The sequence below is a fragment of the Pseudomonas moraviensis genome, assembly GCF_900105805.1.
In the GTDB taxonomy this organism is placed as follows: Bacteria; Pseudomonadota; Gammaproteobacteria; order Pseudomonadales; family Pseudomonadaceae; genus Aquipseudomonas; species Aquipseudomonas moraviensis_A.
In genome coordinates this window covers 2289486-2302844 of record NZ_LT629788.1, presented here as the reverse complement: position 1 = coordinate 2302844, position 13359 = coordinate 2289486, and the positions used below count along the sequence as shown (strand labels likewise).

Below are 13359 nucleotides of genomic sequence, written 5' to 3'. Positions count from 1 at the left end.
CGCGCGACAAGTAGAAAAACCGGATACTTTCCTGACACACCAGATCCCCTGTAGGAGTGAGCCTGCTCGCGATAGCGGTGTTTCAATCACCATCAATTAACCTGAACCACCGCTTTCGCGAGCAGGCTCACTCCTACAGGGGATTTGTGCCGGATTCGAGATTTTTGGACAGATCACGCACCCCACGGCCCATTCGCGCAGGCATTTCGTGGCCGCCCGAAACTGTCATATTGCCTCTCACTCGCCTGCCCATAGTGACCAGCCCAACCCTGATTTCATGAGGCTGCACTGTGTTCCAACGTCTTCTGTGTTCGTTGTCCGTTCTGAGCCTGTCCATCGCCGCTGCCAATGCGGCCACGCCTGTCGCACTCGACACGCCGCACTTGTCCGGCATCGACAACTTTCGCGACATTGCCGGCATCACTTCCGCCTATTCCACGACCCACGACGGGACCATGCGCAGCGGTGTGTTCTATCGCTCCAACGCATTGACGCCGTCGGCGGCGGATCTGGCGACGCTCAATGGTCTGGGCATCAAAGCCATCTACGACTTGCGCACGCCCAGCGAAATTGCCGCTACGCCGGACACGATGATCACGGGGGCGGCCTATCGCAATATCGACATCATTGGCAGCACTACCTCGGGTGCGGACATCACCAGCATCTCGTTTCGCAGCGCCGCTGAAGCCGTGGCGATGATGGAACAGACCAACCGTGCGTTCGTCAGCGATGCCGGCATGCGCGGGCAGTTTGGCCAGTTGTTCAATGAGCTGGCGAGCGTCGACGCCGCGCAGTTGTTTCACTGCACCGCCGGCAAGGATCGCACCGGCTGGACCGCCGCTGTGCTGCAGAGCATCGCTGGTGTCGATGAGGCGACCATCATGGCCAACTATCTGGCGACCAACGACTACACCGCCGCCCGTGTCGCTGCGACTCTGAAAGCCTTGCCGCCGAGCATGGCCGCCGTCTACGAGCCGCTGCTCGGCGTGCAGGCCAGTTACTTGCAGGCCGGGCTCGACCAGGTCGCCGCCGAGTACGGCAGCATGGACAACTACCTCAAGCAGGGCCTCGGTCTGTCCCAGGAAACCATCTATGTGCTGCGCGGCAAACTGGTCGAGTACAACAGCTTGCCGGGGCAGGCCGGGATGATCGGCAATGCCGCCGCTGGCGCTGAGTTGCTGCGGCAGTTGCAGAACTCTGAGCTGTCCGGCACCTACAGCGCCTACAACTATTACCTGCAATCGGCGATCGACGCCGGCACCTTGGGCGGTGTCGAAACGCAAGTCGGTGGTCAGGTGCATGCGGATGCGGCCAGCTATCTCTTGCGGCAGAACGCGATGATCGAACAAGCCGCCGCAGCTTTTGCCAGCGGCAGCGATCTGAAGGTCGGCCAGTACCGCCTCTGGAGCAGCGCACTCGCGAGTTACCTCGGCACCGACGGCTCGGCGCACGCCGACAGCAGTAACGAACACAGCCAGGGTCTGATGCTTGGCATTACCCAGCGCTTCAGCGAACAACTCAGCGCGCGGGCCGGTTTCGGCTACAGCAAGGGCAGCGTCGGCGGGGCGGGTGGCGAGGCCGACACTGATTTCACCTTCCTCAACCTCGGGGCGCGTTACGGCCTCATCAGCCTCGAACGCGGCGTGTTTGTCGACGCCAGCGCCAGCGCCGGTTACGTCGACTACGACAGCAAACGCGAGCTTGGCGGTGGCCTCGGCACAGCCAAGGGCGACAGCCACGGCAATCTCACCGGCGCGACCTTGGCGTTGGGTTACCGCGCACCGCTCAGCGGGGTGATTGTCGAACCGAGCCTGGGCTTTCGCGTCAGTCATCTCGACTTGCAAGGTTTCAAAGAGAAGGGCAGTGAGCTGGCGCTCGACGTCGATGGCATCGAGCAGAGCCGCCGTAGCGCGGTGGCCAATCTCGACGTTTCATTTGCCCCGGTAGCGATGGGTGCGTGGCAGTTGGTTCCGGGCGTTCGCGTGGGTTATGAACGTGCGCTCGGCGATCAGCAAGTCGACAGCGAAGGTCATCTGCTGGGGCTGGATATCGAGCAGCGCGCGGCGTTCGATAACCGCGATCAATTCAGCGGCGGCGTTAATCTGATGGCCAACCTCGGCGCCCTGAGTGTGGGCGCTGAAGTCGGCGCCAACGGTGGCGGTGACAGCCACGGATTTAATGGCGGGCTCAAGGCCAGTTACGCGTTCTAACCCCGGCGAACATATCACTGTGGCGAGGGAGCTTGCTCCCGTTGGGTCGCGAAGCGGCCCTGTAAAAGACGGGGCTGCTGCGCAGTCCAGCGGGAGCAAGCTCCCTCGCCACAGGTTACTTTCCGCCTCAGGCATGCTGCGCACGCGACGATTGCTGGGTGCGTGCCGGCTGCGCGGCGGGCTCGGGCAGCGAGGCGACATGCACCGTGCGCGCCGGGAAGGCGAACGTCGCGTCCAGCTCGGCGACCGCTTCCATGATTGCCAGGTTGATCCGTTGCTGCACGTCCATGTAGACGTTGTAGCTGGCGTCCAGGACGATGTACACCGTCTCGAATTCCAGCGCGCTCTCACCAAAACTGCGGAAATGGCAGCGGTCGAAGCGCGCCTGTTTTTCGTTCTTGATGATGCTTTCAACGCGCTGGGTGATCTGGCGAATCTGTTCGGTGGTGCACTCGTAAGTCAAACGAAACTCGAACACCACCCGACGTTCCTGCAAGCGTTTGTAGTTCTGAATGGTGCTGCCGATCATGTCGGCGTTGGCCATGACAATCTGCTCACCGCCGAGACTGCGGATGCGTGTGGTCTTCAGGCCGACGTGCTCGACCGTACCGGCCAGCGTGCCGACGACGATGAAATCGCCCACCTCAAACGGCTTGTCCACGGCAATCGACAGCGAGGCAAAAACGTCGCCAAGAATGTTCTGCACCGCCAGCGCCACGGCGATACCGCCGACACCAAGGCTGGCGACAAACGCAGTGATGTTGACGCCCAGGTTCGACAGCATCGCCAGCAGAATCACCGCCCACAGCAACACCTTGACGCCCCAAAGACTCAGGGTCGCCAGCGCGCTCGCCTGAAAGGTGCCGGTCGCGTTGTGCCGCGAGAAATAGCGATGCAGCCCCAGCGCCAGCGCGCGGTTGGTCCACAGGCCGACCTGCAACGCCGCGACCACGAACCACAAACTGCTCACGCGCCCGAGCCAGCGCTCCGGCAAATCCAGCAACCCGATGCCGACCAGGATCGACGCCAACAGCAGCAACGTGGTGCTGGTCGCCGCCAACACTTCACTGGCCATGTACGTCAGATGCCCATTGCCGGCGCTGGCCCGCGCCTGCACCTTGCGGAAAACGAAACGGATCGCGGTGGTGGTCAGCAGATAACTGAGTGTCGCGGCGAGAAACGCCAAGACCCAGTTCGCCAATGAAATGCCTAAAATGGTGTGCGTCGTGAAAAAGCCGATGAAATCCTCGGTCATTGAAACCCCCTTGCGAAGCCTGCGACGACGCGGCACCGAAGCCCACCGCCGGCCGCAGCCAGGTAAACGCCGCTTGAATGGCTGTGCCGCCAAGCGACCTGTCTGGGGTTAGTCGCCCTGAGATGCCTGCTGTTCAATCAAATGCAGTTTTCACCGGAGCGAATGGTCAACGCCTGGCCTTCAACTCCGCCGGGCTTACGCCGTAAGCACTCTGAAAATACTGACAAAAGCGCCCGACATTGCTGAAGCCAAAGCGCAATGCCACCTCCGTCACGGAGCCCGCATGCCCGCGCGCTAACGCTTCATAAGCGCGCTGCAAACGCACTTGACGCTGATACGCCACGATCGACATCCCGACAAAACGCCGAAAGCCTTCCTGCAACGCGCGCTGGCTGACATGGCTCAACCGCGCCAGGTCCACACCACTGACCAGCTGCTGCGGATGCGCCTGGATAAACTCCATCGCCACCTTCACATGCCGCGGCGCCACACACGGCGCCGGCCCCCGTAATGCCTCGGTGAAATTGTGCGGCCACGCCTCCAGCACCGCATCGATCAACATCTCGCGCAAACGTGACGGCATCAGCGTGCCGCTGTTGATCAGCGCATCGAACTCAGTGCCCGTAGCCAGATCGATCAACGCCTTGAGGCCCTGGAATGCCGGCGTATTCAGATCCACGCTCGGCTCAAACATGATCTTCTGCACGATCGGTTTCTCCAGCAACGCAGACAAACGCTCGGTGAGCTGCTGACGATTGACCGAAATGCCGTGATGCGCGTGATCATCGACAAAGCGCATCGAACGGATATCCGCCTTGTCGATCGCCAGGCCGACGTGCGCCATACCGATGGACTCGGTGGCGTGGTTGAAAACGATCTTGCCGGCGGTGGGGATGACGAAAGTGATTTCGTTGTGCGGATCGGGGAGGGTGACGCTGAAGTCGCCGTGGTAATGCATACGTCGAAAACTCACGCCGTCGTGCCGCCCGTAGACCCCGCCGATGATGATGTTGGAGGGCGGTGGTGGAGTGTCGGCGTAACGATTGCCGAAAAGCCTGGAGAAGAGCGCGCCGAAGTCGGAGGAGGTGAGATTGTCGGAGCGCAGGATGATGTTTTGCCGGGTTGGGGATGCGATGGCGATTGGCGGCATGTTGGAGTGCGGGCTCGTGGGTCAACGGTAGAGATCGGTAGAGCCTAGGGGGCAGGCGTGACGGTTGAGTGACAAGGCCGGGAGCATGGTGGGCTTTCGACGAAGCCACGTATTTACCTGAGACCTGTCGCATGAGTAGAATGCGATTCATTATCAATCATGTATGTCCCGGGATGCCGATGCGTAGCGACGAAACACTAGGTACTGCAGATCTAGGGCTGCTCTATCGCACCCACCATTCCTGGTTACAGGGCTGGCTGATGCGACGCACTGGATGTCGCGATAATGCAGCAGATCTGGCCCAGGACACCTTCGTACGGGTGCTCAAGGCGCGTCAATCCAGCCCCTTGCGCGAACCACGCGCCTATTTGAGCAGCATCGCCCGTGGACTGATGATTGATCAGTATCGGCGTCGCGAACTCGAACGTGCCTACCTGGAAAGCGTCATGTCGCTCCCTCAACATGAGGTTCCCTCGGAAGAAAGCCGGCTGATGATTCTGGATGCGCTCGAGCGCATAGACCGCATGCTCGGTATGCTCAAACCGAGAGTTCGCCAAGCGTTTTTATTTGCCCGCCTCGACGGTCTGACGTGCGCGCAAATCGCCGAAAAGCTGAGTGTTTCCCGCGCGACCGTGGAACGCGACCTGGCCACTGCCCTGCAACATTGCTATCGCTTGCGTTATGTCGAGTCGTGAGCCGCAGGCGCTGGATCCGGCCATTGTCGACCAAGCGATCCAATGGCAAGTGCGCCTTCGCTTCAATGAAGCCGATGAGCAGACGCAGCGCGCTTTTGAGCAATGGCTCCAGCAGCGCCCAGAGCATGTGTTGGCGTGGCAGCGTGTGGAATCGCTTGGGGATGAGTTCGCAGGCGTACCCACTCAACTGGCCCGACAAACCCTCGAAGGCAGCAACCATGGAATGCGTCGGCGGGAAAGCCTGAAACTCCTGGGCGTATTGGCGACGGTCGGCGCGGCCGCCTGGCTTGGTCGGGACTACACGCCCGTACCGGCCATGCTTGCCCAGCAACGCAGCAGCACCGGCGAGCTACGACGCTTCCAGCTCGATGATGGCAGCCTTGTCCAGCTCAATAGCGATAGCGCCGTCGACAGCGAATTCGACGCTCAGCGACGCCTGATCATCCTGCGCCGTGGGGAAATCATCGTGAATGTCGGGGCGGATCAACACTCGCCTCAAGCGCGACCGCTGTGGGTGCAATCCCGTGACGGGCTCATGCGCGCCCATGGTTCGCGCTTTCTGGTACGCGAGCGTGACGATGGCACGCTGGTCGCGGCTCAGCAGGGATCAGTCACGGTTTTCCCCGGCTCCAGTCAAAACCCTGCGAGCGCCAGCGCCCAGGCGGGCAATCCTCTGCTGTTCACCTCAAGTGGCGCCCGAACGTACAGGGACAACGGTCTTGATCTTTGGAGCTGGGGGGACGGGGTGATCAGTGCGCGCAACATGCGCCTCGATGATTTCATCGTGGAGTTGTCGCGTTATCGCCCCGGGGTATTGCGCTGCGCCGAAGAGGTCGCTGATCGCCGCGTTTCCGGCACCTTCCAGCTGGCTGACAACGATCAGGTCCTCGCATTGATCGCGCAATCACTGCGCTTGCACGTTGATTACCGAACCCGTTATTGGGTGACCGTGTCCGCTGCGACCTGAGGCCATCAGGATTTTTGCATGACGTGAAAAATAATGAGGTGGTTTCTCATTCTCGTTCGACCTTTAAGGAAGGCCGGAATACAGGCCAGTCTGCCGATGTCCTTTCTTGGAGCGAGAAAATGAGTTCGTCCCCGGTTTCACAGCGCCATCCATTGAATCGTGCCATGCACGCTGCGATTTTCGGTTTGATCGTGAGCAGCTACGCATTGCCATCGCTGGCGCAAACCTCGAGCGCTGACCACAGCAATGAGGTCAAGCAGTGGAACATTGCTGCCGGCCCATTGGCGCCGGCGCTCGACCGCTTTGCGCGCGAGGCCGGGATCAGTCTTTCCTTCGACGCGGCGAGTGTTGCGAACCGCACCACTGCTGGCGTGAATGGCACGCTCGAGACTTCGACAGCGCTGTCATCGTTGCTGCAGGGGAGCGAATTGCAGATCGAACAGCAAGGCCCGAATGCTTATCTGCTGGTCCCCCAAGCGAAGACCGCCGGCCCGCTGGAACTCGATGCAACAGATGTCGAGGATTACCGCCTCGCACCCCTCATCATCAATGCCAAGGTCAGGGTCAGTGCCGACGACGACACCAACTCGGTGGTCGCCAAGGAACTTTGGGTCGGCGGCAAAGTGGCGACCAGCATTCTCAATACACCGGCATCGGTATCAGTCGTTACCAACAAGGAAATGCAACAGCGCAGCGTCAGCACCACGGAAGAGGCGCTGCAATACACGCCCGGCGTGGTCAGTGATTTCTACGGGACGGATGACCGCAACGACTATTTCCAGATCCGCGGCTTCCAGGCCACCACCTACCGTGACGGCTTGACCCTGAGTTCGATGCGTGGCGTACGCGAAGATCCATTCGCCTATGAGCGCATCGAGATTCTGCGTGGCGCCAACTCCACGCTGTTTGGCCCAGCGGACCCGGGCGGTTCGGTGAACTTCGTGACCAAACAGCCGCGCTTCGAAAAATTTGGCCAGGGCTATGTGACCTACGGTTCGTTTGACCATGTCGAGACAGGCATCGATGTGGGGGATGCGCTGAACGACGAGAAAACCCTGGCTGGCCGCTTTACGGCCAAAGGCCAGAACAGCGACCGCGAGTACGATCACTCACAGGACGACAACCAGTTGTTTATGGGGGGTCTCACCTGGGCACCGACCGATTACACGTCGGCCACGGTGATCCTCGACTACCTGAAAACCGAAAGCTCGCCCAACAGTGGCGGCTATCCGCTGGACAAGGAATACGACCGCAGCAAGTTTTACGGTGAGCCCAGCTACAATTTCCACGATGTCGAGCGCACCAGCCTCAGCGGTAACGTCACCCATGACTTCGACAACGGCTTCGTATTGCGCAGCAATCTGCGTTACAGCAAGCTGACCGATGATTTTGGCTACGTGTACCTCAGCGACAGCGCCGCCCGTGTCGGTACTACTGTCGATCGATACCTGTTTGGCACGGACACTGATGCCGACCAGTTCAACGGCAATCTGATGCTGCAATACGATGCCCGTTTCGAGAACATCGACAGCAGCAGCCTGGTGGGCGTGGAGTATCTCGATTCGACCACCAAGGAGAGCTCGGTCTACGCCCTGACGACCCCGATCGACATCGCCAATCCCGTGTTTACCGGCGTTTCACGCTCGATCACGCCGTACGCCGTGAACAAGCGAGACGCGACCACCAAGGCCGTATTCCTGCAGCAGAACCTGTCGTTCTACGAGCGGTTCATCGTCACCGGTGGTGTGCGCAACGACTCGATGGACCTGACCAGCAAAGGCTTGCAATCCACCGAGAAAGACACCTTCTCAGAAACTTCTTACCGAGGTGCGTTGACCTATATCGTCAACGATGAAGTGTCCACCTACGTGAGCATGGTGGAATCGGTATCGCCGCCGCAGGTTGGCGTAACACCGCAGACGGGCAGGCAGTACGAAGTGGGCGTGAAGTATGCGCCGATGGGGATGGACGCACTGTTCTCCGCAGCCGTGTATGACCTGACCCAGGAAAACGTCACCATCGCCGTGGTGCTGCCGAGCGGCATCATTGAGCAGCAGACAGTGGGCGAGTCGCGTGCGCGTGGCCTCGACCTGGAGGCCAAGGCGCAGGTGACGCAAAACCTCAGCCTGATCGGTGGCTATTCCTATATGGAGTCCGAGGTACTGCGCGGTTCGTTGTACGACGGCAGTTCTCTCAAGGGGAACGAGTTCTCCACCGCGCCCAAGCATTCCGCTTCGCTCTGGAGTTACTACGATGTGCCCGCCACTGATGTCAGCGTGGGCTTGGGTGCACGCTACGTCGGCTCGTATTACTTCGATGCAGCCAACTCCGGCAAAAGCGACGGCACCACGCTGTTCGACGCCGCTTTCAACTACAAGATCGCCAAGGGCACCGACCTCGCAGTGAACGTCAGCAACCTGCTGGATGAGCAGCATGTGGTCGGTTCCGGCACAGCGAACTTCTACAACCCGGGTCGCGAGATTACCGCCAAAGTGAGTTACAACTGGTAAGCAGGTACAGGATGCGGTGCCCGCTTTGTTGCGGGCACCTGGCATCTGCTTTCGGCCCGAAGCGCACTTCCTGCCAGCGTCATGGGTGAGTCGCTGAGCGTCGCCACTGACCGGGTGAAACATTTTCTCGCTGCCGGAAGGCCCGATAGTACGAGTTGACGTCTTCATAACCGAGAAGATAGGCCACCTCTTTAAGCTCCAGGCTTGTATCAGCCAGTAGCTGAAATCCCACTTGACGCCTCGCCTCGTTGAGCAGTGCATTGAAGGTCGTACCCTCGGATGCCAAGCGGCGTTGCAGTGTGCGCTCGCTCTGCAGCAGTTCTCGGGCGAGATGTTGCAGACTGGGCCGTCCGTTCGCCAGTGCGCGTTTCAGTATTTCGATGACCTGCTCACAGAAGCCTGGCGGCGTTTCGATCGCGCGTAGTGCGGCATCGAGGCCGGGGCTCATCATGTGCAGCACCTGCGGATTGTGTTGCAGAAACGGCCGATCAAGATCAGAGGCGCTTACGATCATCTCGTCATGGCTGGCGCCGTAGCGGATGGGACATGCGAAATAATCCGAGTGAGTTTCCAGCGGTGGCTTTGGCCGTCTCAAGCGTAATGACAGAGGCGCAATGTGTTCACCGCTGCCTCGACGACCGAGCTCCAGTACCAAGGCAAAACACGCTTCCACAGAAAGACAGGGCGCCGGCCCCGTGCCGGAAGGCCACTGAATCGTGAATGACACACTCCCCTGGCGCTCGACCATGGATAACTTGTCGGGACTGCACAGACGCTGCAAGCGCGCCAACCGCGCAAGTCCGTCGCGAAAATCAGCCGCATATAACGCCGTGATGAACGCCATTTTGTGCTTCGCACTGGGCGTGTCGCGAACCATTTTAATCGCAAAAGCGGGGTCTGCCGAAAGCACCTCAATGGCGTTCCAGACAGCGAATAACTGCTGTGTGCTGACAAAGGTCGATTCGTTCAGGTGCAGGTCGCGGGGCAATTGAGCGTGTTGCTCAATCGACGAGGGATTCAGGCCCAGCTGCGCTATCGATTCCCAGAAGACCCTGGGCAATTTACACCGCTCGGTGCTGGTGTGATGGTGCGGCATTTCCAGGCTCCGAACCGCAGGATAGCGGTGATGCGTGATGCAACGCGCCGCCAATGGCGCGTTCTGCAAGTATTCTGGCGCAAGGCGCCCACAGGCTGATACCGCTTCGCTCTTACCATTGTCGTCAACACACCGAGCCAAAAGGAGCTCACGATGACAATGACGTTCTATACCAACCCCAATTCTCGCGGGCGTATGGTGCGCTGGATGCTCGAAGAAATCGGCTGCGCGTATGAGACGGTGGTCATGGATTACCAGTCGACCAGTCAGGCTGACCGTTGGGGTGGTGCCGCGCTGGCAGTGCCAACGATGGCCGACGCTGATGATCGGCGCGTCAGTTTTTTTCGCGACGTGAACCCGATGGGAAAGATCCCGGCCCTGGTGCATAACGGGCAAACCATAACAGAAACTGCCGCCATCTGTGCGTACCTCGCGGAGGCATTTCCCGAAGCCGGGCTGGCCCCGGTGGCAGCGGAGCGCGCCGCTTATTTCCGGTGGATGTTTTTCGCTGCCGGGCCGCTGGAGCAGGCGGTCACCGACCACCGCGCCGGTTTCAACCCGACGCCGGATCAGGAGTTCTTCTTTGGCTACGGCAGCTATGAGCGCACGGTCGATCAGCTCGAACGCGCGGTATCGGCGCATCCGTTTATTGCCGGCGAACGCTTCACCGCTGCAGACGTTTATGTTGGCTCGCACATTGGCTGGGGGTTAGGCTTGCAAACCTTGCCGCCCAGAGCTGCGTTTCTCGCCTATGCCGAGAGGTTGATCAGCCGCGACGCCTATCAACGTGCGGTGGCGAAGGATGAAGCGCTGCTGGGTGCCAGATGACTGACGTGCCTGCCATGATTTTTCGCAAAACTCAGGGAATTTGATAATGCCGCTCAACCGACTCGACTTCACCACACGCTTGCTGATCGACGCGGGCATCGGCAAAGAAATGCGGATCCTCGACGTAGGCTGCGGTTCGGGTGATGTTTCTTTGCTGCTGTGTGATCTAGTGGAAAACGGGGAAGTCATCGGAGTCGATCACGACGCCGCTGCGATTGCCATTGCACGCCAGCGCAGCGCAGGACATGCGCTGACTTTTCTCGAGGCAGACCTCCAGGAATTGCCAGACTCTGTCGGCACTTTCGACGCCATCGTCGGCAGGCGCGTCCTGATGTATCAACAGGACGCGGTGGCGACGATCCGAGCACTGTCGAAGTGTCTGCGCCCCGGCGGAATCATGGTCTTCCAGGAACACGATACGACGCTGGCGCCTGCCAGTGTCGAGCCGTTCCCTTTGCATGAAAGAGCGCAACGCTGGTTACAGCAAATGCTTGCTCGCGAAGGAGCGGATTTGCACATCGGGTTTAACCTGCACGGCATTTTCAGCCAGGCAGGCTTGACCGTGGAAAGCGTACGCGCCGAGTGCCTGGTACAAACGCCTGATGCGCCCTACAGCCTTGGCGCCATCGTTCGAGCGTGCTTGCCGCGAATCATTGCGTTAGGGGTGGCCAGTGCAGAAGAGGTCGAAATTGAAACGTTGCAGGCGCGTCTGGATCAGGAGCGTTCAGGCTCTTCAGGCGTCTATGTTGGGGATGTGATGTTTGGGAGTTGGGCTCGGAAAAATTGACTTCGGTCTTTTTTTATCTGATACGAAGAGCGGCAGTCGGCGAGAGTAATTGGCACTTTGTAAAGGCGATGTCATAAAGCTAATCATGAAACTGGCGATAACCTGTCGGGCGACTCGGCCCCGAGCGTTGTCCTCCCATTCATGAACGGATTCAAAATTGCGCAAGCTCTCGATTGCTCTATGCCTCAGCCTCTTGGCCTTTCTTCTTGTTACCTTCGTGATCGCACTATGGCGAAGCCCTTATAGCCTTACTGCCTTGATCGCCTCAGCCTATGAGGAGGGGCTGATAGTCAGCCGCAACCCTGGCAAAGCCGCAGACTGGTACTTGAGCGCTGCAGAAAAAGGCGACCCCGTTGCGCAATACAAGATTGGCATCATTGAATATTACGGTCGAGGCGTCGAAGTTGATCGACCAAAAGGTCTGCAATGGATAACTGAGTCGGCCGATCAGGGATACGCCGACGCACAATATTACATGGGGGTCGCAAGCATCGCGGGTGGAGAGGTGGCCAGTGATTTTGTCAAAGGTGCGCAATGGTTCAGCAAGGCAGCAGAACAAGGTCATACCAAGGCTCAACGACAACTCGCTATCTTTTATGACAAAGGTTACGGCGTTGAGGCAAACGACCAACAGGCGTTCAAATGGGCTAGCAAGGCAGCCGATCATGGAGATGCCGAGGCTCTGACGCTATTAGGCACACTCTATTTTTCCGGTAAAGGAATTCCAGCCGACCCTCAACACGCCGTCAAATTGCTCACCCAAGCGGCCAATGCTGGCGATAGCTTTGCATTTGAATTATTGGGGGCGGTCACTTTACAAGGCACTGGTACTCCTAAAGACGTACCCACCGCATTGCGTTGGTATACCCGTGCCGCCGATCAGGGTCGGGTCAACGCCCAGTACGTCCTCGGCTATCTCTATAGCAGTGGCGGGGATGTACCGGTGAACTATCCACTTGCCAATCACTGGCTGTTGCAGGCGGCGGTTCAAGGTCACGCTGTGGCGCAGATTACTCTCGCCGTTCATTTCGATAATGGGCAGGGCGTCAGCCGTAACAAGCTCAAGGCTTGCGGATTGTTGCGTGTGGCGCTTAAACAGACGCTGCCGAGCGATATTGCAGACCCCATGCGCGAGCAGCTTGAGAAAGAAGAGAAAACACTTTCGCCGCAGCAACTGGCTGAGATATCGGCTCTGGAGACCCTCTATTCAAGCCCGTCGGGTCTCAGGGGACTCAAAGGTGATCTGACAAGCGAACAGTAAGCTGCAGGGGTGGCCAGCCTGGTATCGCGTTTTTCATTTATCATGCACGCCGCCTGTTCCGGCGGTTTCAGCCAGACGGCTGCATTGCGAATTTCAAATGGAAGGATTCCCGCGTCATGTCCAATACGTTGTTCCGCACACTGGCTTTGTCCAGCCTGTTCGTGCTCGCCAGCTGCACCACTGCAACGCCAACCGCACCGACACCTGTCACCTCCAAAGCGATTGAAGCTTTTATCGACATTTGTCTGAAAACCGCCCCGTCGTTCGCCGGCTCGGCTGAAGCGGCCAAGAGGAACGGCATCACCGAGCTTGTGGACATGGGCTTCACGCGCATCGGCTTCACCGCAGACAAAAATCTTTCCGTGCAACTCTCCGAAAAGGAATGCGTCGTCGCCACTGCCAGTCAGTCGGATGACAGCCTGACCCGACAATTGCTGAGTGCCGCGCAGATTTACTCGCAAACGCCGGTTGCTGATCGTGTGCCGTCAAAGGTGCGTATCCAGGACAACAACTTCATTCTTCAGCATGACCGCAAGGGCGGTGAGACTTATGTGTTGTTGAGGAACAAGTAAGCGGCATGCTTGGTCGATGCCTGAAGAA

General features: G+C 59.2%; 11 protein-coding genes. 8 read left to right on the top strand and 3 right to left on the bottom strand.

Going from position 1 to position 13359, the window contains the following annotated elements:
* Positions 1–290: 290 nt before the first annotated feature.
* On the top strand, positions 291–2210 hold the full coding sequence (locus BLU71_RS10295; protein ID WP_083352999.1) for a tyrosine-protein phosphatase: 1920 nt from the start codon (positions 291–293) through the stop codon (positions 2208–2210).
* A 127-nt stretch (positions 2211–2337) separates the two neighbouring features.
* Here BLU71_RS10295 and BLU71_RS10290 read toward each other — a convergent pair whose 3' ends face one another.
* Together BLU71_RS10290 and BLU71_RS10285 are read right to left on the bottom strand one after the other, a co-directional pair.
* Complete coding sequence (locus tag BLU71_RS10290) at positions 2338–3465, bottom strand: mechanosensitive ion channel family protein (protein ID WP_042610236.1); 1128 nt, start codon at positions 3463–3465, stop codon at positions 2338–2340.
* Between the two features lie 166 nt (positions 3466–3631).
* Positions 3632–4615: a helix-turn-helix transcriptional regulator gene (locus BLU71_RS10285; RefSeq protein ID WP_083352998.1), complete on the bottom strand. Its 984-nt coding sequence runs from the start codon at positions 4613–4615 to the stop codon at positions 3632–3634.
* Between the two features lie 179 nt (positions 4616–4794).
* Here BLU71_RS10285 and BLU71_RS10280 point away from each other — a divergent pair, with 179 nt between their 5' ends.
* The 3 genes from BLU71_RS10280 (at position 4795) to BLU71_RS10270 (ending at position 8787) form a co-directional block, all read left to right on the top strand.
* On the top strand, positions 4795–5310 hold the full coding sequence (locus tag BLU71_RS10280) for a sigma-70 family RNA polymerase sigma factor (protein WP_083354326.1): 516 nt from the start codon (positions 4795–4797) through the stop codon (positions 5308–5310).
* Entirely contained in the window at positions 5297–6277 is a 981-nt protein-coding gene (locus BLU71_RS10275; RefSeq protein WP_083352997.1) for a FecR domain-containing protein, read from the top strand. The genes BLU71_RS10280 and BLU71_RS10275 overlap by 14 nt, the downstream gene beginning before the upstream one ends.
* A gap of 119 nt (positions 6278–6396) precedes the next feature.
* Positions 6397–8787, top strand: a complete 2391-nt coding sequence (locus BLU71_RS10270; RefSeq protein WP_064361869.1) for a TonB-dependent siderophore receptor — start codon at positions 6397–6399, stop codon at positions 8785–8787.
* 79 nt (positions 8788–8866) lie between these two features.
* On the opposite strand, the gene BLU71_RS10265 is transcribed toward BLU71_RS10270, so the two are convergent.
* Positions 8867–9883 (bottom strand): AraC family transcriptional regulator, encoded by a 1017-nt coding sequence (locus BLU71_RS10265; RefSeq protein WP_083352996.1) that lies wholly within the window; start codon positions 9881–9883, stop codon positions 8867–8869.
* A 153-nt stretch (positions 9884–10036) separates the two neighbouring features.
* Between BLU71_RS10265 and BLU71_RS10260 the strand changes: the two genes are divergently transcribed.
* The 4 genes from BLU71_RS10260 (at position 10037) to BLU71_RS10245 (ending at position 13331) form a co-directional block, all read left to right on the top strand.
* Entirely contained in the window at positions 10037–10711 is a 675-nt protein-coding gene (locus BLU71_RS10260; RefSeq protein WP_197680939.1) for a glutathione S-transferase family protein, read from the top strand.
* 46 nt (positions 10712–10757) lie between these two features.
* Positions 10758–11498 (top strand): class I SAM-dependent methyltransferase, encoded by a 741-nt coding sequence (locus BLU71_RS10255; RefSeq protein WP_083352995.1) that lies wholly within the window; start codon positions 10758–10760, stop codon positions 11496–11498.
* 157 nt (positions 11499–11655) lie between these two features.
* The gene (locus BLU71_RS10250) at positions 11656–12759 is read left to right on the top strand and encodes a tetratricopeptide repeat protein (protein WP_083352994.1); all 1104 of its coding nucleotides are present in this window, start codon (positions 11656–11658) and stop codon (positions 12757–12759) included.
* A gap of 116 nt (positions 12760–12875) precedes the next feature.
* The gene (locus tag BLU71_RS10245) at positions 12876–13331 is read left to right on the top strand and encodes a hypothetical protein (RefSeq protein ID WP_064361865.1); all 456 of its coding nucleotides are present in this window, start codon (positions 12876–12878) and stop codon (positions 13329–13331) included.
* Positions 13332–13359 lie beyond the last annotated feature (28 nt).

Coding starts and splice junctions, on each gene's coding strand:
- BLU71_RS10280 (WP_083354326.1), top strand. CDS start 4,795: ATGCGTAGCGACGAAACACTAGGTACTGCAGATCTAGGGCTGCTCTAT.
- BLU71_RS10245 (WP_064361865.1), top strand. CDS start 12,876: ATGTCCAATACGTTGTTCCGCACACTGGCTTTGTCCAGCCTGTTCGTG.
- BLU71_RS10285 (WP_083352998.1), bottom strand. CDS start 4,615: ATGCCGCCAATCGCCATCGCATCCCCAACCCGGCAAAACATCATCCTG.
- BLU71_RS10265 (WP_083352996.1), bottom strand. CDS start 9,883: ATGCCGCACCATCACACCAGCACCGAGCGGTGTAAATTGCCCAGGGTC.
- BLU71_RS10255 (WP_083352995.1), top strand. CDS start 10,758: ATGCCGCTCAACCGACTCGACTTCACCACACGCTTGCTGATCGACGCG.
- BLU71_RS10270 (WP_064361869.1), top strand. CDS start 6,397: ATGAGTTCGTCCCCGGTTTCACAGCGCCATCCATTGAATCGTGCCATG.
- BLU71_RS10275 (WP_083352997.1), top strand. CDS start 5,297: ATGTCGAGTCGTGAGCCGCAGGCGCTGGATCCGGCCATTGTCGACCAA.
- BLU71_RS10290 (WP_042610236.1), bottom strand. CDS start 3,465: ATGACCGAGGATTTCATCGGCTTTTTCACGACGCACACCATTTTAGGC.
- BLU71_RS10260 (WP_197680939.1), top strand. CDS start 10,037: ATGACAATGACGTTCTATACCAACCCCAATTCTCGCGGGCGTATGGTG.